The organism is Salisediminibacterium halotolerans (genome assembly GCF_003814815.1).
Lineage (GTDB): Bacteria > Bacillota > Bacilli > Bacillales > Salisediminibacteriaceae > Salisediminibacterium > Salisediminibacterium halotolerans.
This window is the reverse complement of record NZ_RKQQ01000002.1, coordinates 265705-284956: the sequence shown is the minus strand read 5'-3', so window position 1 is coordinate 284956 and position 19252 is coordinate 265705. Positions and strand designations below refer to the sequence as shown.

Annotated in this window: 20 protein-coding genes; 6 read left to right on the top strand and 14 right to left on the bottom strand. The window is 44.2% G+C overall.

The genetic code is table 11. The annotated features are described in order from the left end of the window. Window positions 1–185: 185 nt before the first annotated feature. Together ispG and EDD67_RS04295 are read left to right on the top strand one after the other, a co-directional pair. Window positions 186–1292 carry a flavodoxin-dependent (E)-4-hydroxy-3-methylbut-2-enyl-diphosphate synthase gene (ispG, locus tag EDD67_RS04300; protein WP_121438960.1) on the top strand — a complete coding sequence of 369 codons (1107 nt, stop codon included), beginning with the start codon at window positions 186–188 and terminating at the stop codon, window positions 1290–1292. Window positions 1293–1387: 95 nt separating this feature from the next. Further along, window positions 1388–1969 (top strand): 5' nucleotidase, NT5C type, encoded by a 582-nt coding sequence (locus EDD67_RS04295; RefSeq protein ID WP_121438961.1) that lies wholly within the window; start codon window positions 1388–1390, stop codon window positions 1967–1969. A gap of 13 nt (window positions 1970–1982) precedes the next feature. Here the strand turns inward: EDD67_RS04295 and EDD67_RS04290 are convergent, their stop codons facing one another. From EDD67_RS04290 to EDD67_RS04275, 4 genes are read right to left on the bottom strand one after another with little or no spacing between them, the layout of a single operon-like run. Beyond that, window positions 1983–2408, bottom strand: a complete 426-nt coding sequence (locus EDD67_RS04290; protein WP_121438962.1) for a Fur family transcriptional regulator — start codon at window positions 2406–2408, stop codon at window positions 1983–1985. Then, window positions 2405–3280, bottom strand: coding sequence for a metal ABC transporter permease (locus tag EDD67_RS04285; RefSeq protein WP_093072384.1), 876 nt, complete (start codon window positions 3278–3280; stop codon window positions 2405–2407). Before EDD67_RS04285 ends, EDD67_RS04290 begins: the two co-directional genes overlap by 4 nt. 19 nt (window positions 3281–3299) lie before the next feature. After that, window positions 3300–4127: a metal ABC transporter permease gene (locus EDD67_RS04280; RefSeq protein WP_121438963.1), complete on the bottom strand. Its 828-nt coding sequence runs from the start codon at window positions 4125–4127 to the stop codon at window positions 3300–3302. Then, window positions 4120–4947 carry a metal ABC transporter ATP-binding protein gene (locus EDD67_RS04275; RefSeq protein WP_121438964.1) on the bottom strand — a complete coding sequence of 276 codons (828 nt, stop codon included), beginning with the start codon at window positions 4945–4947 and terminating at the stop codon, window positions 4120–4122. Before EDD67_RS04275 ends, EDD67_RS04280 begins: the two co-directional genes overlap by 8 nt. Before the next feature lie 175 nt (window positions 4948–5122). Between EDD67_RS04275 and EDD67_RS04270 the strand changes: the two genes are divergently transcribed. Beyond that, window positions 5123–6703: a Ppx/GppA family phosphatase gene (locus EDD67_RS04270; protein ID WP_242005924.1), complete on the top strand. Its 1581-nt coding sequence runs from the start codon at window positions 5123–5125 to the stop codon at window positions 6701–6703. Beyond that, the gene (locus EDD67_RS04265) at window positions 6675–8750 is read left to right on the top strand and encodes an RNA degradosome polyphosphate kinase (protein ID WP_121438965.1); all 2076 of its coding nucleotides are present in this window, start codon (window positions 6675–6677) and stop codon (window positions 8748–8750) included. The genes EDD67_RS04270 and EDD67_RS04265 overlap by 29 nt, the downstream gene beginning before the upstream one ends. Before the next feature lie 206 nt (window positions 8751–8956). Here the strand turns inward: EDD67_RS04265 and EDD67_RS04260 are convergent, their stop codons facing one another. The 6 genes from EDD67_RS04260 to EDD67_RS04235 form a co-directional block, all read right to left on the bottom strand. Further along, window positions 8957–9178 carry a hypothetical protein gene (locus EDD67_RS04260; protein WP_123875800.1) on the bottom strand — a complete coding sequence of 74 codons (222 nt, stop codon included), beginning with the start codon at window positions 9176–9178 and terminating at the stop codon, window positions 8957–8959. Window positions 9179–9232: 54 nt separating this feature from the next. Then, window positions 9233–9955: a lytic transglycosylase domain-containing protein gene (locus EDD67_RS04255; RefSeq protein WP_121438967.1), complete on the bottom strand. Its 723-nt coding sequence runs from the start codon at window positions 9953–9955 to the stop codon at window positions 9233–9235. 112 nt (window positions 9956–10067) lie between these two features. Further along, window positions 10068–10943, bottom strand: a complete 876-nt coding sequence (locus EDD67_RS04250; protein ID WP_121438968.1) for a metal ABC transporter permease — start codon at window positions 10941–10943, stop codon at window positions 10068–10070. Next, the gene (locus EDD67_RS04245; protein ID WP_121438969.1) at window positions 10940–11695 is read right to left on the bottom strand and encodes a metal ABC transporter ATP-binding protein; all 756 of its coding nucleotides are present in this window, start codon (window positions 11693–11695) and stop codon (window positions 10940–10942) included. Before EDD67_RS04245 ends, EDD67_RS04250 begins: the two co-directional genes overlap by 4 nt. 353 nt (window positions 11696–12048) lie before the next feature. Then, a complete protein-coding gene (locus EDD67_RS04240) occupies window positions 12049–12951 on the bottom strand; it encodes a deoxyribonuclease IV (protein ID WP_121438970.1) in 903 nt (300 codons plus the stop codon). A 25-nt stretch (window positions 12952–12976) separates the two neighbouring features. Then, entirely contained in the window at window positions 12977–14275 is a 1299-nt protein-coding gene (locus tag EDD67_RS04235) for a DEAD/DEAH box helicase (protein WP_093072377.1), read from the bottom strand. 226 nt (window positions 14276–14501) lie between these two features. On the opposite strand from EDD67_RS04235, the gene EDD67_RS04230 reads away from it, so the two are divergent. Both EDD67_RS04230 and EDD67_RS04225 read left to right on the top strand, forming a co-directional pair. After that, on the top strand, window positions 14502–14996 hold the full coding sequence (locus tag EDD67_RS04230; protein WP_121438971.1) for a CarD family transcriptional regulator: 495 nt from the start codon (window positions 14502–14504) through the stop codon (window positions 14994–14996). 119 nt (window positions 14997–15115) lie between these two features. Continuing rightward, a complete protein-coding gene (locus EDD67_RS04225) occupies window positions 15116–16087 on the top strand; it encodes a 4-hydroxy-3-methylbut-2-enyl diphosphate reductase (RefSeq protein WP_121438972.1) in 972 nt (323 codons plus the stop codon). A gap of 48 nt (window positions 16088–16135) precedes the next feature. Here the strand turns inward: EDD67_RS04225 and EDD67_RS04220 are convergent, their stop codons facing one another. From EDD67_RS04220 to EDD67_RS04205, 4 genes are all read right to left on the bottom strand, one after another. After that, the gene (locus EDD67_RS04220) at window positions 16136–17254 is read right to left on the bottom strand and encodes a Nif3-like dinuclear metal center hexameric protein (protein WP_121438973.1); all 1119 of its coding nucleotides are present in this window, start codon (window positions 17252–17254) and stop codon (window positions 16136–16138) included. Continuing rightward, window positions 17251–17967: a tRNA (adenine(22)-N(1))-methyltransferase gene (locus EDD67_RS04215; protein ID WP_121438974.1), complete on the bottom strand. Its 717-nt coding sequence runs from the start codon at window positions 17965–17967 to the stop codon at window positions 17251–17253. The genes EDD67_RS04220 and EDD67_RS04215 overlap by 4 nt, the downstream gene beginning before the upstream one ends. A 60-nt stretch (window positions 17968–18027) precedes the next feature. Further along, entirely contained in the window at window positions 18028–18405 is a 378-nt protein-coding gene (locus EDD67_RS04210; protein ID WP_093072372.1) for a c-type cytochrome, read from the bottom strand. Between the two features lie 117 nt (window positions 18406–18522). Beyond that, the gene (locus EDD67_RS04205) at window positions 18523–19242 is read right to left on the bottom strand and encodes a glycerophosphodiester phosphodiesterase (protein WP_121438975.1); all 720 of its coding nucleotides are present in this window, start codon (window positions 19240–19242) and stop codon (window positions 18523–18525) included. Window positions 19243–19252 lie beyond the last annotated feature (10 nt).

Here is a 19252-nt window from a genome sequence, read left to right as displayed (position 1 = left end):
ACCTAATTAGAGACGCTAAGCAGAAAAAAACGTTACATTTTGAGACTATGTTTTCAGTATACCTTTTATTCCTGCATCAGCCAACATTAATTACTCACAGCTTGCTTATTTAAAACAAAGCTTGATACAATAAGAAAGAATGAAACAAATACATCCAGATACTCGAGAATAAAGGAGCGATTTGAGTGAACTCATTTACTCACCGTAAAGATACACGGCCGGTCAAAGTCGGCCCGATTACGATCGGCGGCAATGATGAAGTCATTATGCAAAGCATGACGATGTCAAAAACCCACGATGTGGAAGCGACCGTTGCTGAAATTCACCGGCTTGAAGAAGCGGGCTGTCAAATTGTCCGTGTCACTTGCCCGGAAATGAAAGACGCCGAAGCGATTCCTGAAATTAAAAAGCAAATCAATATCCCGCTCGTTGCCGATATTCACTTTGATTATAAAATGGCTTTAAAAGCGATTGAAGGCGGCGTTGATAAGATTCGGATCAACCCCGGAAACATCGGCCGCCGTGAAAAAGTGGAAGCGGTTGTTAATGCAGCCAAAGAAAAAGGTATACCGATCCGGATCGGGGTTAATGCCGGTTCACTGGAAAAGCATATTCTCGATAAATACGGATATCCGACAGCAGACGGGATGGTAGAAAGTGCGCTGCATCATATTAAAATTTTAGAAGAGCTGGATTTTCATGACATTATCGTTTCGATGAAAGCTTCGGACGTGCACCTTGCTGTTGAAGCTTATGAAAAAGCTGCTGAAGCGTTCAGCTATCCTTTACATCTGGGAATCACCGAATCGGGCACGTTGTTTGCCGGCACGGTTAAAAGTTCAGCAGGTCTTGGCATCCTTTTAAACAAAGGGATCGGCAATACAATCCGCATTTCATTAAGTGCTGATCCTGTAGAAGAAATTAAAGTCGCCAAGGAACTTTTAAAATCGTTCGGCCTCGCTGCTAATGCAGCTACACTCGTCTCCTGTCCGACATGCGGACGTATTGAAATCGATTTAATCAGCATTGCCAACGAAGTTGAAGAGTATTTACAAAACATCCACGCGCCGATTAAAGTGTCTGTGCTCGGCTGCGCCGTGAACGGCCCCGGAGAAGCGAAAGAAGCCGATATCGGCATTGCCGGAGCCAGAGGTGAAGGTCTCCTCTTTATGAAAGGGGAAACGGTGCGGAAAGTTCCCGAGGAATCGATGGTTGAAGAACTTAAAAAAGAAATCGATAAACTCGCCGCTGAACATGAAGAAAACAAACGTTTAGAAGAATCACAGACGTAATACGACCTGTCGGGAGGAAGGCTTCCTTTCCTCCCGGCATTTTTTGCACGTAAACCATGAAAGATGAACAAAGCTCACATACGAGGTGAATGCACATGAAAACGTACCGTTTCGGAATCGATATCGACGGGACAATTACTGATCCCTCTTCGTTTATTCCGTATATTAACCGCCATTTCAACAAATCATTAACATTGGAAGACATTCAGGAATACGACTTATCTGTCGCGCTCGGGATCAGCGGACAAGAATTCGACCGCTGGATGCAACACCATGAGCCCCGCGTTTACGAACAGTCCAAGCCTGCTGCCGGCGCACTGGAAACCTTAAAACAATGGCGGCAAAACCACGAGCTGTATTTCATAAGCGCGCGGCCTCCTGCCGTAAAAGACGTCACTTACCAATGGTTCAACAATCACGGCGTTCCTTTCGATCATATCGAGCTGCTAGGTCAGCATAATAAACTTCATGCTGCGAAATCTTTGGAAGTCGATATGTTTTTTGAAGATAAACATGACAATGCTGTCATGATTTCAGAGGACTGCAACATTCCCGTTATATTGATGGATACACCTTACAACCGGCTGGCTGTTCCGGAAAACGTCCACCGTGTTTCTTCCTGGAACGAAGCCCGAGCGGTTGTCGAGCGGATTTTGCAGGCTCCTTCGCTAAAATAAAACGCTCAACCCATTATTGTTGGGTTTGAGCGCTGCATTGCTGACAATAACCATAGACCTCAAATTTGTGCCCGGTGATCTGAAACTCATGTTCTTCAATGAGCGGCAGTTCCATCGGGCATTTTTCAATTTCTCTCGTTTTACCGCAATCCAAACAAATCAAGTGATGATGATGATGCCCTGTTGAACAGGAGAACCGAAACTTTTTCTCGCCATCAAGTTCAGTCTCTTCTAATATTTCTAATTCGCTGAAAAGCGATAAGTTGCGGTAAATCGTATCAAAGCTCAGGCCGCTGTATTTACCGCCTAATGATTCTAAGACATCTTTCGCCGCAAGATAACGGCTCTCGTCGGAAAAAAGCGCCAGCATATCATATCGTTTTCGAGTATATTTATACCCTTTTTCTTTCAATTTATCCATTGCTTCGTCAACGTTCATGATGAGGCCTCCTTCAAGCGGGCTAAATAACTTTTGCGTTTACAGCGGTGGATGACTTTTTTCATGCCGGCTGCTGCGAACAACAAAATAATTCCTGTGACAACAATCATTCCGCCAGTCGCGATATTTAAATAATACGAACCGATCACGCCGAGAATCACAGCGCCCTCTCCAAACAGTATGCCATATAATATCACTTGACGGAAACTGTTTGCCAACTGAAGGCTGCTCGCAACCGGCAACGTCACGAGTGCACCGACGAGCAGCACACCGACAACACTGATTGACATTGAAATGACCAGCGCGATCAGAACGGCAAATAAAAAATTCATCCATTTCACAGAAATCCCTGTCGTGTAAGCAAATTCAGCATCAAACGAAATCGACAGCCATTCTTTATAAAATAATCCGAGAATCATCAGCCCGGCTGCGCCTGCAATGAAAATAAACAGCAAATCGCCGGCTGAGACGGTTATAATGCTGCCAAACAGGAAATTAAACCATTCTGTGTTTGACACGCCTGAAGAACTGATTAAAATCGCACTCATGCCTAAGCCTGCCGAAAGAATAACGGGAATCGCCAATTCTTGAAAATGTTTGTACACCGTGCGCAAGCGTTCGACGACGAGCGAACCTATCAACGCAAAGAAAAAACCAGTGTATAAAGGATTTATTCCCTCTGTCCATACCATCGTCTGGTTCATTAACACGCCTGTTGCAATGCCGGTTAAAGTTACTTGGGAGAGCCCTTCAGAAATGATTGTCATTCTTCTTACGAGGAGAAAGGCGCCGACAACCGGGGCAATCAGACCGATCATCAGTCCAGCTGCAATCCCCCGCTCTAAAAATGATAATCCCTGTAATAACTCCATCAATTTTTCCCCTTTATTATCAGTCAGATTTTGTAAACATTATAATAATTGTTAATATGAGCAGGTTTGTCATCACGATCGTTCCTCCCGGCGCTAAATCAAGATGAAAAGCGCTGAACATCCCCGCCAAAACAGAAATTTCGCCAATTACGATCGAATACATCAACATTTGTTTAAACGAATCCGCCAGGCGCATAGCGGCGGCAACCGGCAGCGTCATTAGAGCACTGACGAGCAGAATGCCGACAATCTGCATCGAGACCCCGATCACGACAGCTGTAACGATCATAAACGAAAGGTGTAAAAACGAGCGCGGCAAGCCGGAAACAATCGCCTGCTCTTCATCGAAACTTAGAAAAAGCAACTCTTTATAAAATAAGATGATAAACAGTGAAACGGCAAACAATAGCGCAAGCACCAAATAAAAATCCGCTTGGCTGACAGCAATAACACTGCCGAATAAGTAGTTAAATAAATCATTATTAAACCCGTCTGCTAATGAAATAAACACCACGCCGATTCCGATTCCGGAAGAAAGGATAATGGGAATCGCAAGTTCTTTATAATACCGGTACACATGGCCGAGACGATCCACGGCCAGCGAACCGACAACAGAGAACAGCATCCCCATATAAACCGGATTCAATGCGGCGAAAAACGGCACCGTCCGGCCGAGGAGCAAGCTGAAGGCGATTCCCGTTAAGGTAATATGCGACAGCGCATCAGCCATTAAAGAAAGTCTTCGCACAACGAGAAATACACCGATCGCCGGTGCTAAGATGCCGATCATTAAACCGGTGAAAAGCGAATAGCGTAAAAATTCAAATTGAAAAAATACTTCAATCATCGGCCGACCGTCCTGCATGATCATGGTCATGACTGTGATCGTGATCATGATGGTCATGGTTGTGTTCCAGCAAGTGCACATCGTGACCGTACATTTTCGACATCATTGAATCTTTATTTTCCGCAAAATCATCGCTGCCTCCATGAAAATGAAGGCATTTATTCAGACAGGCAACATCTGTGACGTAATCGGTCATCGCCCCGACATCATGGGTAACGAGAATTAACGTGATTCCGCTCTCCCGGTTTAGCTTCTCCAGCATATAATAAAAATTAGCAACCGATTGCTGATCAACGCCGACTGTCGGTTCGTCCAATATTAATAAATCCGGCGAGCTGACTAACGCACGGGCAATAAAAACACGCTGCTGCTGCCCGCCGGATAAATTTCCGATATTAGTTTTTTCATACTCGCTCATCCCTACTTGGGCAATCGTCTCTTTTACCTTTTGTTTATCTTTTTTTGATAAAAACCGGAACAAGCCGACTTTCCCGTAAAGCCCCATGGAAACAACTTCAAAAACGGTTGCCGGAAACCCGCTGTTAAAGCTGTTCGCTTTTTGCGAGACAAACCCGATTTTATTCCATTGCTCAAAGTGCTTAATGTCGGTGCCGAACAGTTTAATTTCTCCGCTGTCGGGTTTTAATAAACCGAGCATCAATTTAATTAACGTTGATTTCCCCGACCCGTTCGGACCGACTAAACCTAAAAAAGATCCTTTGGAAATATTCATTTGAATGTCTTCTAAAACGTTTTGCTGATCATAAGCAAATGAAACGTTTGTCACTTCCACCGCGAACGATCGTTTTTCGTTTGCCATATTGAACCCCTTCTTTTCACGAATAAGAATCATTACGATTTAACACATCATACCGAAGTATACAGGAACGGTGCTAAATTGTAAATCAGTCAGCCCGAATATTAAATCGTATTGGGGTATGTGCGGTATTTTCTAGTATAATAAGGCCAAAGTACTTTTCAGGAGGGAATCCATTTTGCAGACACAGCATATAGGTATCATCGATATGGGATCAAACTCTATCCGCTTCGTCATTTACCAGGTTGATTCTTCCGCCTGCTACCGGGAAATTCAAAATTTAAAAGTCGCGGCCCGTTTAAGCACGTTTATTGATGAAGAGCAAAACATGTCAAACGAAGGTATCAAGGTAATTTTAAATACACTCAAAAGGTTTGAACTTGTCGCCAAAGACTATGAATTCACAGCTTTGCGCGGAGTTGCGACGGCCGCCGTCCGAAATGCTTCAAACCGCGATGAGATCCTGGCTGAAATCAAAAAACATAGTCGTTTCCCGATCGAAATTCTCGACGAATCCGCTGAAGCTTATTACGGTTATTTAGCTGTCACCAATGCCACCTCTTTTAATGAAGGCGTCACGATTGATATCGGCGGGGGCAGCACTGAAATTACCTATTTTGAAAACCGCGAACTTCTGTATTCACACAGTTTTCCGTTCGGTGCTGTTACATTAAAACAAACGTTCGTCGCCGGTGATACCCCAACGAAGGAAGAAATGAAAAAAATCCGCGAGTATATTCGCGATGTGCTCTACAGCCTTCCTTGGCTTAAAAATAAAGAAGTTCCGTTAATCGGCATCGGCGGGACAGCACGAAACACGGCTTTAGTGCATCAAGCGCGCATAAACTATCCCTTGTCAGGTCTGCATCAATACCAAATGAATTTAACTGCGATTACAAAGGTACGTGACTATTTAAGCACTCTGTCGATTAAAAAACGTGAAAAAGTCGACGGACTCTCCAAAGATCGCGCCGATATTATCATCCCTGCGATGTCAGTGTTTGAAGAATGTTTAACTTATATGAACAGTCACAACTTTCATATCAGCTACAGAGGATTGCGCGACGGGCTGTTTTATGAACATTTGCTGGGAAACATCGACGTAACGCACTTCCCGAACGTCGTTGAAGAAAGTTTTTATCAATTTACGCATAACTACCAACTAAACCGTGAACATCAGCATCGCATAGGTGTACTCTCCGCATTTTTGTTAAACGAATTGTTTCAGCATCATTCAAATAGCAAAAGCACTGTGAGCGAAAACGATATGAACCTTTTAAAACGCGGTGCTTCGGTGTTTTATATCGGCCGCAAAGTCGACCCTGAATCTGCTTCACAGCACAGCTTTTACTTGCTCGCCAATCAGTCGATTGACGGATTCACGCATAAAGAACGGCTCGCGACCGCATTTTTAGCCTCCTTTAAATCAAAATCGCAACTGAAAATCTTTGCGAATAATTTAAGCGACTTTCTCAGCAAAGATGAGCTGAAAAAATACGAACTGTTGGGAAGCATTTTAAGGTTTGCTTACGGTTTAAATATTTCCGGACGTAACATTGTCTCGCGCCTTGAAGTCTCGCACCTTACAAAAACTGCGCTTTATTTGACTGCTTACCACGATGGCGACGCCTATTTCGAAGCGTTCGAAGCAGGTAAATACAAAAAACATTTGGAGAAGGCGTTGAAAAAAACGATCCATTTAGATTTCATAGATGAAAGCAGGGAATCAGATGAATTTAGACCAGCCAAATCATTTTAATAACCGGGAGCTCAGCTGGCTTTCTTTTAATGAACGCGTATTGCAGGAAGCAGACGACGAGTTAAATCCGCTGTTAGAACAACTGAAATTTACGGCGATTTTCTCTTCGAATTTAGATGAATTTTTCATGATTCGCGTTGCCGGACTAAAAGACCAAGTGAAAGCCGGTTACAATAAACCGGATAATAAATCTTGGCTTACGCCGAAAGAACAGCTTGAAAAGATCGCAGACAAAACCCGCACACTTGTTACAAAACAAGACCGGCTTTTCAATGAGATCTTATTGCCGAGAATGGAGCGAGAAAACATTTCACTCCGGTTCGTCAATCAGTTGAGTCCGAAACAGAAAACAGCGTTGAAGCACTATTTTCATGACAATGTAGTCCCTGTCCTTACACCGTTAGCGATTGATTCATCCCGTCCTTTCCCGCTGTTGCGTAATAAATCCTTAAACCTTGCTGTGACATTAAAATCAGAGAATTACTCCGCGTCGATGCGGCTAATCCTTGTGCAAGTCCCTTCATTGCTGCAAAGGTTCATACCGATTCAAGATGAAACAGCCGAACATTTTGTTTTGCTTGAAGATTTGATAAGTGTTTTTATCGGCGATCTGTTTCCTGAAAGCGCTATTTATTCAGTTACTCCGTTTCGTATTACAAGAAATGCCGATTTAACGATTCACGAAGAGGGGGCTCGCGACCTGCTTCTTGCTATTGAAAAAGAATTGCAGCAAAGAAAGCGCGGGGCTGCCGTTCGCATTGAATTTCAAACAGGGCGTACAGATGAAAATGTCCGGCGTTTTTTAATCGATGTTTTAGAGCTTCACCCCGAAGATGAGTATTGGCTAAAAGGCCCGCTCGATTATACGTTTCTTTTTTCCTTGTACGATCAATTAAAAGACCGCTGTCCGCATTTGACGTTCGATTCTTTAATTCCTCAGCCTCCGCTTGATTTAAAAGAAGATACGGATATTTTTCAGCTGCTAAAAAAGAAAGACGTGTTTTTACACCACCCGTATGAATCGTTTGAGCCGGTTGTCGATCTCCTTAATAAAGCAGCTCATGACCCGCAAGTAATGGCGATAAAACAAACATTATACCGGGTGAGCGGCCAGTCACCGATTATCGCCTCGTTAATTCAAGCAGCAAAAAATGGAAAACAAGTCACCGTGCTCTTGGAATTGAAAGCCCGTTTTGACGAAGAACAAAACATTCATTGGGCAAAAGAACTTGAGCAGGCGGGCGTGCATGTCATTTACGGTTTCAACGGGTTAAAAACGCACAGCAAAATTACCTTGATCATCCGCTATGAAAACGACAAAACACAGCAGTACGTTCATCTTGGCACCGGCAACTACAATGATTCGACAGCAAAGCTATACACGGATATCAGTTTGTTAACAGCTTCCCCTTCATTTGGAAGCGACGCTGTTCAATTTTTTAATTTCTTAAGCGGTTACGGGGAAAAACCAGCCTGGCAAAACATTGCTGTCGCCCCTTCTGAGCTCAGGGACACGTTTTGCGAACAGATCGACTCAGAAATTGATTTCCACCGTCAATTCGGCAATGGACGGATCATTGCCAAAATGAATTCCTTAACCGATAAACCGCTGATTTTAAAAATTTACGAAGCGAGTTGTGAAGGGGTGAAAATCGATCTGATCGTCCGCGGGATATGCTGTTTGCGCCCCGGCATTCCGGGAGTCAGTGACAACATTTCCGTACGAAGCATCGTTGACCGTTTTTTGGAACACAGCCGAATTTTCTACTTTCACAACAACGGCAATCCGTCGGTCTTCTTGTCTTCAGCTGACTGGATGACCCGAAACATGGATAAACGGATCGAAATTCTATTTCCAGTACACTCGTCACACGTAAAAAAACGGGTTGTTCAAGTATTGTATGCCGGATTAAAAGATAATGTAAAAGCGAGAATTCAGCAAGCTGACGGCTCCTACCATTATCCCCGCCAAACCGGATCACAGCATAAGTTTCAAAGTCAGCTGAAATTATTTGAAGATGTGCTGCAAGAACCTGAAGATAACTAAAGAGACGCCTTTTAAAGGCGTCTCTTAAACTGTAGACAAACTATATTTATGTCAGCCATGAATCCACTACCCTCCGCTTGCCCCGGGCAAGGACTCAGCTAGTATTCGGCGGTCTGAGGCCGCCGAATCCGGATCTTCGTCGCTTGCTTTCCCGGAGGCGTCGGAGGAGTGGATGCATGGCTTCTTTATTTATCAATACACTCGCTTCAAAAAAGAGGATGACTCAGCATCCCGGCTTTCTCCTGCGGGATAGCGAGATAGACGAGACCCTGCAGGGCATCAGCCCGAAGCGGCTCGGCGCTCGCCCGCGGACTAGTAAGACACGGCGAAGTCTTTTTGAGCCGATGTCGCAGTGATACCTTCAGGTGAAAGAAGCCGGACGATGCGTCGTCATCCGTTCCTTTTAACATGACATCGATCGATGTCATGACTTTGTCAACAAACCTGAGAGACGCCTGTAAAAAGGCGTCTCTGTTTAATCATTATTCAAAGGTGACTAAGTCGCCCGCTGTTTCCCGTGCGTCTTCTTGAATATCAACAGCATACCAGCTCTTAGCATCTCCGTGTTCATCTTTATACTGTTCCATTCCGTCCATCCCGCGATGATAAGCTGTCAGCGCTTTGTCCCAGTTACCGTCGTACTCATCATATAAATAATCAAGATACGTCACTGATAAATGCATTGCATAATACGGATCAAATAATTTTTCGTGCTCATAATCTAATCCGGCTTTATCCGCTATCCACGGCCCTGTATTCTTCATAAATTGAGCGAGGCCGTAAGCGTGGCCATCTGATGTTTCTGGCCCTACCATGTCCGGATCAAATTGATCGCCTGTCTCAACTTTTAACAATTCATAAACGATGAATGGATTAATTTCATTTTTTTCAGCTTTGATGCTGAGAAACATCCCCCAGTCTTTCTTAAATTCTCCGTCGGAGTCCTCATACATTTTTGCAGCTTTTTCCTCAGCTTCATTCCATTGATGATATGTGAACTCTAACCCGTCATCCGGCAGCTGTTCTGTAAATTCATTCATTTTTTGTATTTCTGAGGCTGAAATGTGTTCGCGTTCCATCTCCACTTTGGCAGCTTCCAGTTTTTCAACTTCTGCTTCTGTCTCTGCATACATATCAGCCAATTGCAGCGAGCCGATACTGAGCAGGACAATAACGGAAACGGCAAAAAATATTTTCAGACGCATTCACGTCCCTCCTTTTATTGCAGCCTTCAGAAAAGAAAGGCTGTCGCACAACACTATAACGCAAGAAGGAGGAAATTGCAAAAAGATCGCCTTATTTTTACCATTTATTTACTCAAGCCGTTGAACTCTGCCTTCTCAAACCTGTTATCCAGCGGATCACGAGCCCGCGTTTTGGTCCGAATAAAAATACGATGACAAAAAATGCTGAAGCAACCAGAACGATCGATGCTCCCGAGGCGACATCATACAACACTGAAAAATAAATGCCGATAACTGCAGACATAACACCGAAAGCGGCAGCAAGTACGAGCATGACGGAAAACCGGTCCGTTAACAAATACGCTGTCGCTCCCGGTGTTATCAGCATAGCAACGACTAGGATGATCCCGACGGTCTGCAGCGATGCTACCGTGACTAATGACAACAGGAGCATCAATACGTAATGGATCAACTTTACCGGCAATCCAGAGGCTTTTGCCATCGTCGGATCAAACGTTGTTAATAACAGCGGACGGTAAAATACAAGGATCATCAAAATCACTATGATGCCGATCCCCATTGTAATCGATACATCTGTGCTGCCGACCGCAAGCACATTTCCAAACAAAATATGCCACAAATCTACCCCGGTTCCCGACAGAGAAGTAATCATCACGACACCGAGGGCAAACATTGCAGTAAACATAATTCCGATCGCAGAATCTTCTTTTATACGGCTGTTTTGTGAAATATAACCGATTAATAAAGCCGTTATAACCCCGGTAATGACTGCACCGATGAAAAAACTGACACCGATCATGTAGGCAGCAACAACTCCGGGGAGCACTGCATGTGAAATCGCATCCCCCATCAAAGCCATCCCGCGCATAATAATAAAACAGCCGATCAATCCGCAGATGATTCCGACAAGTACAGCTGCCAGCATAGCATTTTGCAGGTAAGGATAATTCATAAGCTGATAAATAAATGAATCTAGCTGTTCGATCATGATTGCACCACCACAACACTGTCATCATTTAAAACAGCCGCACTTCCGCCGTATGCTGCTTTTAAATTCTCCGGTTTATAGACCTCGCTCACGGTGCCGTAAGCGATCAACCGCTGATTGAGCAAAAGCAGACGGTCAAAATATGATTCAACTTTACTTAAATCATGGTGAATAACAAAAATCGTTTTGTTTTGACGCCGAAGATCATGCAGGAGGCTCACAATAATTTGTTCTGATTTCATGTCGATACCGACAAACGGTTCATCAAGAAAAAAATAATCGGCATCTTGCGCAAGTGCCCGGGCAATAAACACCCGCTGCTGCTGGCCGCCGGACAATTCACCGATTTGGCGGTTTCTAAATTCTTCCATCCCGGTCTTTTCCAATGCTTCATAAGCCGTTTGACGGTCTTGTTTGCTCATTTTTTTATACCAAGGAACGTGCATATAACGTCCCATCAGTACAACATCCTCCACTCTGACCGGAAAATCCCAATCTATTTCCGAGCGCTGGGGAACATAAGCAATCTGCTTGCGCACTTCTGAAACAGGCCGACCGTTAAATGTCGTTGTTCCCTGACTTTTTTCCAGGTTCAACATCGCTTTCATTAACGTTGATTTACCGGCGCCGTTCGGACCGATAACGCCGATAATCGTCCCTTCAGCAGTTGAAAAAGAGATATTTTGCAACGCGGAAAATTTATGATAGTACACCGATAAATTTGCAACGTCGACAGTTCCGATATCTTTCATAAGCTACTCTCCTTTGCTGGCAAAAACTCATTATTGCATAAAGTTCATAAAGTTGGTCTAGGTAAACTTTTTATCTGCTTATATTATATAAGATTATCTGCAAAAATTCAAATATCCAATTGCAAAGAGCCCGCTTTCACAGCAGGATTATTTTTCTGCTAACCCGGACGGGACCAAATATTTCTTTTTATGTAAAAAATGGCTCTCACATCCGTGAGGGCCATTCTTAGTTGCCGTGGGTTTCCAACCTTGTTTAAAGAGCAGATGACAACGCATCGTCCTTCTTTGAATCGTATCTGTTCATCGCTGAGATCAAAATAATCGTTTGTCAACTGCCCAGGCAGCAATAGATCTTATTGTCCAATGTCACGAAGCAATTGATTTTTTAATTCCCCGTTGAACGTTCTGCTGTGAAGCATGTCAATCTCAAGTTTATACGGCGGCCGTTTGTTCTTTTTGTCTGTACCGACGTAAGGCGTTTCAAGTATTTTCGGAATGTCTGTAAACGCTTGATGATAAAGAATCCGGTCAATCGCTTCAAAACCGATGTAACCAAATCCGATATTTTCATGCCGGTCTTTTTGTGCTCCGCATGGATTTTTGCTGTCATTAACATGCAAAACTTTCAACCTGTCTAAGCCAATGATCTGATCAAACGAGCTGATCACGCCATCAATATCATTGATAATATCATAGCCGGCATCGTGCACGTGACATGTATCAAAGCAAACGGACAATTTTTCGTTATGCGTGACGCCGTCAATAATCCGGGCGATTTCATCAAACGACCGGCCGCATTCAGAACCTTTGCCTGCCATCGTTTCCAAGGCGATTTGCACATCGATATCAGGGTCGAGAACTTCATTTAAACCTTCAATAATTTTGGCAATTCCTTTATCAGCACCCTCTCCGACATGAGACCCCGGATGAAGAACAATTTGTTTCGAACCTAATGCTTCCGTTCTGTCTACTTCGCTTTTTAAAAAATCGACGCCTAGCTGAAAGGTTTCGGGTTTTGTCGTATTGGCAATATTGATGATATAAGGAGCGTGCACAACAATATCCTGAATCCCGTGCTCTGCCATATGCGCTGTTCCGTTTTCGATATTGAGATCCTCGACAGCTTTGCGGCGGGTATTTTGCGGAGCACCTGTATAAATCATAAACGTGTTGGCCCCGTATGAGGCGGCTTCTTCACTTGCCGCTTGAAGCATTTTCTTTCCGCTCATGGAAACATGTGAACCTAGTAGCATAATGACCTCCCTGATTAATCCTGTCTAATTATTTGCGCTTTTTTATCCGTTTATTCCGCTGAATCTGTTTATCTGCTTCCTGCTTCTTTTTCTTTTTATAACCGGGTTTGACTTTCTCTTTACGGTTCAATATCGCCTTTGCCTTGGCATTCATATATTCAGACTTCGGTTCAATCGGGCGCTGACGCTTTTCAATCGTGCGCCACTCCCCTTGTTTAATCTCTTTATACGTGAATGCAATTTGCTGTTCCTCAAGTTTTTTTATCGCCTGTTCATCATCACGGCCGTAAACAGTTATGACGAGCCCTTCCCAGCCGGCTCGAGCCGTCCGCCCGGCGCGGTGAATGTAATATTCAAGTTCTTTCGGTATTTCATAATTGATAATGTGGCTGATCCCTTTAATATCTATTCCTCTGGCGACAAGATCAGTAGCGACCACGTACTGCACTTCTGCATTTTCCAGCTTTTTCAGCACTTTTTTACGGTTGCGCGGCGGGATATCTCCGTGTATGCAATCGACATTTAAGCCTTCGTCAAGCATCGCTTTATAAACGTGATCGGCATTCTCTTTCGTATTTACAAATACGATCGCTAAAAACGGGTTCAGTGTCTGCGTAACTTTTAGTAACGCTTCGGTCCGGTCGCGGTCGCGATCCGAAATAAGCCAGTGCGTCATATTTTGCGGCGAGGTTACTTTCGGCTGGACATCGACGTGCTTTGGCTGATTTAAATATTTTTTCAAAAACGGCTGGAGCTTTTCCGGCAGAGTCGCGGAGAAAACAAGCATTTGCAAATCCTCGTCCATAAGCGAAGCAATCGTGTCAACATCCTCTAAAAAGCCCATATCCAGCATTTGATCAGCTTCATCAACGACAAACGACTGGACTGTTGCCGGCTGAATTGCATATTCTCGCATCATATCCAAAATTCGTCCAGGCGTGCCGACGATGACATGCGGCTGTTGTTTTACTTTGTCAATCATGCGCAGCCGGTCTGTTCCGCCAACGATCAGCTGGGTCGTAATCGGAGCAGGGCTTTGTGCACTGTATGTCGTCAAGACATCATACAGCTGCCCGGCCAGTTCACGCGTCGGCGCTGTGATAATTACTTGTGTTTCCGTTTTTTCCGGATCCAGCTTTGATAAAAGCGGGAGCATAAATGCGAGTGTTTTCCCTGTCCCTGTTTTTGAGCGGCCAATAACATCCTCGCCTTTTAAAACCGACGGAATGATCCTTTCCTGAATTTCGGTCGGCAATGTAATGCCATCTTGTTCTAAGCCGTTTATTAAAAAAGGCTGTAATTTAAATCGTTCAAAATTATGCGGCATGTTGATACCTTCTTTCTTTACAAAAACAAATTTAGTCGTTCACGAACCTAATTGTTAATTTTATCATGAACAGCCGTCTGATGCCATTGCCAACTCAACAGTAAACGTGCGGTAAATGTATGCATACGACGTTAATCTGTTGACTCACTGCTTCGTTCATTGTAAAATTTTATGTTTGTTTTAACTTATGGTACAATATAAAGATAATGACGTTGGAGGTATGTGTATGTTTTGTGTTGGCGATCATGTTGTTTACCCTTATCACGGTGCCGGTAAAGTTCAAGATATTGAGGAAAAAGAGATTTTGGGAAAAAAATTAAACTACTTTATCGTTTTTTTTCCGTTAAATAATGTAACGTTAATGCTTCCTGAAAATAAAATCGGCGATTCCGGTCTGCGCAGTGTCATACAAGAATCTGAATTGGCCGCTCTTCGTGAAGCGCTGACGGCCAATGAAACAATGCCTCCTGAGAACAAATCGAGATCCTATTCAAGAGAAAACGAGCTGTTGCTGAAAACTGGGAGCATTTTTGACGCTGCCCATGTGATTGCGCAACTGACGGCAAAAGAAGCTTCGCGGACAAACGGACTTCATATTGAAGACAGAAAAAACCTCGATCGTGCGCAGCAATTTGTCTTGAGCGAATTAAAAGCTGTACCGTTTTTAACAGATTCAGAAGCTGTTCATTTTCTTGAAAGACACCGTCAACATACACCTTGATTTATTGCGTTCCGACAGTTCGTTTCGGAACGCATTTCTTTATTTGCAGAACCTTCCTGCACCTTTTATAATATAGGGAGAGTAAAAAGTGATTTTTTACCGATCAAAAGGAGGACAACATGAACGTATTAAAAGTAGCTCCCCGCGGCTATTGCTACGGTGTGGTTGATGCGATGGTCATCGCAAAAAAAACAGCTGAAAACCCTGAATATCCGCGTCCGATTTATATTTTAGGAATGATTGTCCATAATAAGCATGTAACTGAAGCTTTCGAAGAAGACGGCATCATTACGCTCGACGGACCGAACCGAAAAGAAATCCTTGATCAAGTAAACGAAGGAACCGTTATCTTTACAGCACACGGAGTATCGCCTGAGGTTCGCCGCCTCGCCCGCGATAAAGGCCTTACCACGGTAGATGCGACTTGTCCCGATGTAACGCGAACGCACGATTTGATCCGCGAGCGAAAAGCTGACGGCTATGAGGTCATATATATCGGTAAACGCGGTCACCCTGAACCAGAGGGGGCTGTCGGCGTCGCGCCGGAAATTGTCCATCTGGTTGAAAACGTTGATGACGCGAAAAACTTAGCGATCAACAGCGAAAAAATTGTCATCACAAATCAGACGACAATGAGTCAATGGGATGTATCGGATGTCATGAAAGCTTGTAAAGAAAAATACCCGCATGCTGAGATTCATAATGAAATATGTCTGGCCACGCAAACAAGGCAGGAAGCGGTTGCCGAACAGGCCGGCGCTGCTGATTTGTTAATCGTCGTCGGTGATCCGAAAAGCAATAATTCAAACCGGCTCGCCCAAGTGTCTTACGATGTTGCAGGTACGCCTGCCCACAGAATCAGTCACGTCAACGACCTTAATACTGAATGGCTGCGCGGACTTGAAACGATTGCTGTTACAGCTGGAGCCAGTACACCGACACCGATCACGAAAGAAGTTATCCGTTTCATCGAACAGTTTGATCCGGACGATCCGCATACTTGGGATACAACAAGCACCGTTAAACTGTCGAAAATATTGCCGAAAATACGCACATCCGATATTCCTGAACGTGCTAAACAGGAATTTTAAACGTCAGTCCCCCTCTGTGACAGTTCATCAGAGGGGGACTGGATTTTTTTATACAAATTGAAAAGGATCTTCATCTGCTTCAGACACAAAAACGTTCGTCCCGGCTTGTTTCTCTTTGATCATCGTGTTTAAACGGTCGGCAACCGCTTTTTTCATGATTTTCTCTGTATGGTGGCCGGGGTCGACCATTTTTAATCCTTCATTCATCGCATCATGCGCGACATGGTAATAAATATCCCCGGTAACGTATACATCTGCACCTTTATGCAAAGCTTTCATCGCATATTTATTGCCGTCGCCGCCAAGCACGGCAACTTTTTTTACACCGGCCGTTAAATCGCCTACAGCACGGACAGACGAAATATCAAACGCGTTTTTCACCCGTTCACAAAACCGCTCCAGCGATTCTTCCGCAGGCAAGTAACCGATCCGCCCCAAACCGTAAACTTCACCATCCATCGCCAGATCATACACGTCGTATGCGACTTCTTCGTACGGATGAGCTTTTTTCATGGCATTCAATACTGTTTTTTCGATCGAATGAGGATAGACTGTCTCCACTTTAACTTCATTCACAAACTCCATTTCGCCTTGTTTGCCAATATGCGGATTAGAACTGTCGCCCGGTTTAAACGCTCCTGTTCCTTTCGCATTGAAACTGCAATGGCTGTAATCGCCGATATGACCGGCACCTGCTTCTCCTAATGCTTCTCGTACCTCGTCGGCAGTTTCTTCCGGAACGAATACGATTAATTTTTTCAACGGATCTTCGCCGGCGGGAACGAAAATGTCTGTTTGCTGTAATCCAAGCGCCTCGGCCATTAAATCGTTCACACCGCCTTTGGCATTATCAAGATTCGTATGGGCTGTGTACAAGGCGATATCATGTTTTAAAAGTTTTTGCACCGCCCGCCCGTAAGAGCTGTCCGTTCGAACGTGTTCAAGCGGCTTAAAAATTAACGGGTGGTGTGAAATAATCAATTCCGCACCTTTTTCCACCGCTTCATCAACGATTTGTTCATTCACATCGAGTGTAATCATCACCTTTGCAACAGGTTTACTGAGCGTGCCGATTTGCAAGCCGATTTTATCTCCGTCAAATGCCAGTGATTTCGGCGAAAAACGTTCAAAAGCTTGGATGATCGCTTCACCGTTTACCTTCTTCATTCGTTTAATACCTCCTTTAACCAAGTCATTTTCCTCGTTACTTCTTCGCTCTTTTCAGCTGCTTTTTCCCGGTTTGCCGCCCGGTTCAGCTGCGATTGAATTTGTTCCAATTGCTCTAATTCCCGTTCCCATTTCAATCTAAAAGCAAAATTTTTCGTTTGCATTAATACCGGTCCGAGCCAATGCTGTTTCATCACAGGGATCTCGACGCTGTAAACTTCATACGGATCGCCCGGCTCTGCAGCAATAACCTCATAGATATGACCGTCTTCCGCAAAAATCGTTTCATCAATAATTTTCCACCCGTTCGCCATCAGCCACACACGGATATGATCGGCAGCAATATTCGGCTGTAAAATCAATCTCGTAACATTTTTTAATTGCGATTTGCCGCTTTCAAGAATCGATGAAATTAAAGGACCGCCCATCCCGGCAATAATTACTGTGTCCGCCTTTCGCTCTGTTAATACATCTAAACCATTCCCTAAAAGAACTTCAGCCTGCTCAGCTAATTGATAGGCCTGAATGTTTTCCGCAGCAGCTTTGAGGGGTCCTTCGTTGACATCTCCTAACACCGCTTTGGGACTGATTCCGGCAGTCAAGAGATAAACTGCTAAATATCCATGATCCGTACCGATGTCCGCCACTATATCCCCTTGCCGGACATAATCCGCAACTGTTTTCAATCTAAGCGATAAAGTATCTCTTTCCATAGATCGTCACCTTTCATAAATAAAGAAAAGAAGGATACAGGACCCTTCTTTTCTCTCCTGCTATTCTTGTTCTAAGATGAATTCTGCAACAGCTTCAGATTCTTCATCGCTGTCGGTCAGCCCTGCCGGCATATCTCCCGGCCCTTCTTCAATCGCTGTGATAATTTCTTCTTCACTGTACGCGCCGCCGTCGAGCGCCGGTCCGGTGCCACCTTCAAGATCTCCGCCATGGCACGAAGCACAAGCACCTTCATAAACATCTTCACCGAGTTCAATCGGATCATCAAATTCTTGTTCCTGCTCCTCATTGCCATTATTGTTTTCCCCGTTGTCGGCATATTCCGGACCGATGTTGATTCCGATAAACGATAAAATGACAATCAGCAGAATTCCTAACGCTGCTGTCGCTGCAAAAGGAAATAACGGTTTCCCTCTCATGTATATGTACCTCCCTTGAAAAATCTGTAAAACCTCACAGAGAAGCTTGATTGCTTTTCTCCTATCATTGTATAGGAAAATAACAATAGAGAAAAGCAAAATCTTCCGTCTCGTTCATCATTTCTTCAGTTCCTGAGCAATCAGCCGCGGATCATTGGTGATGATCCCCGAGACATTCAGTTTTCGGCAAACTTTCGCTGCTTTTACCGTTTGAATATTATACACTCTGACAGGTGTGCCTTGCTTGTTCCATCTTCGGTAATAACGCGCTGCCTGAAAGCTGTGACGAATGTGAATGCCGTCCGCTTGAATTTTTTCAGCGTAAGCCGTCCCTCTAAACACCGGCGTTTTTGTTAACAATGCTGTTTCGATTTCCGGTGCTTGCTTTTTCACAAGGGCCAGATAGGGATGATAAAACGTTGATATGACGACACGGTCTGTCATACCGATATGCTTAATTTCATTGATGCATGATTGGACGAAGTCTTCATGCTGACTGAATTGTTCTTTTAGTTCGACATGAAGGGTCAGTGCAGTTTCTTTTGCCCACGTCAGCACTTCAGAAAAGCGGGGAATCTTTTCTCCGCGAAATGATTCATCAAACTTTCGGCCGGCATCGAATTGTTTCAGTTCTTGCAACGTGAACGCCCGTACCTTCCCGCTCCCGTCTGTCGTGCGGTCAATCGTCGGATCATGATGAACGACAGGCACATCATCTTTCGTCCATTGCAGATCAAACTCGATCCCGTCAACGTTGTATTTCTCGGCTGAATAAAACGCAGCCATCGTGTTTTCCGGTGTATACTTTTTATTACCCCGGTGAGCAATCACATGCATAACATCGTTC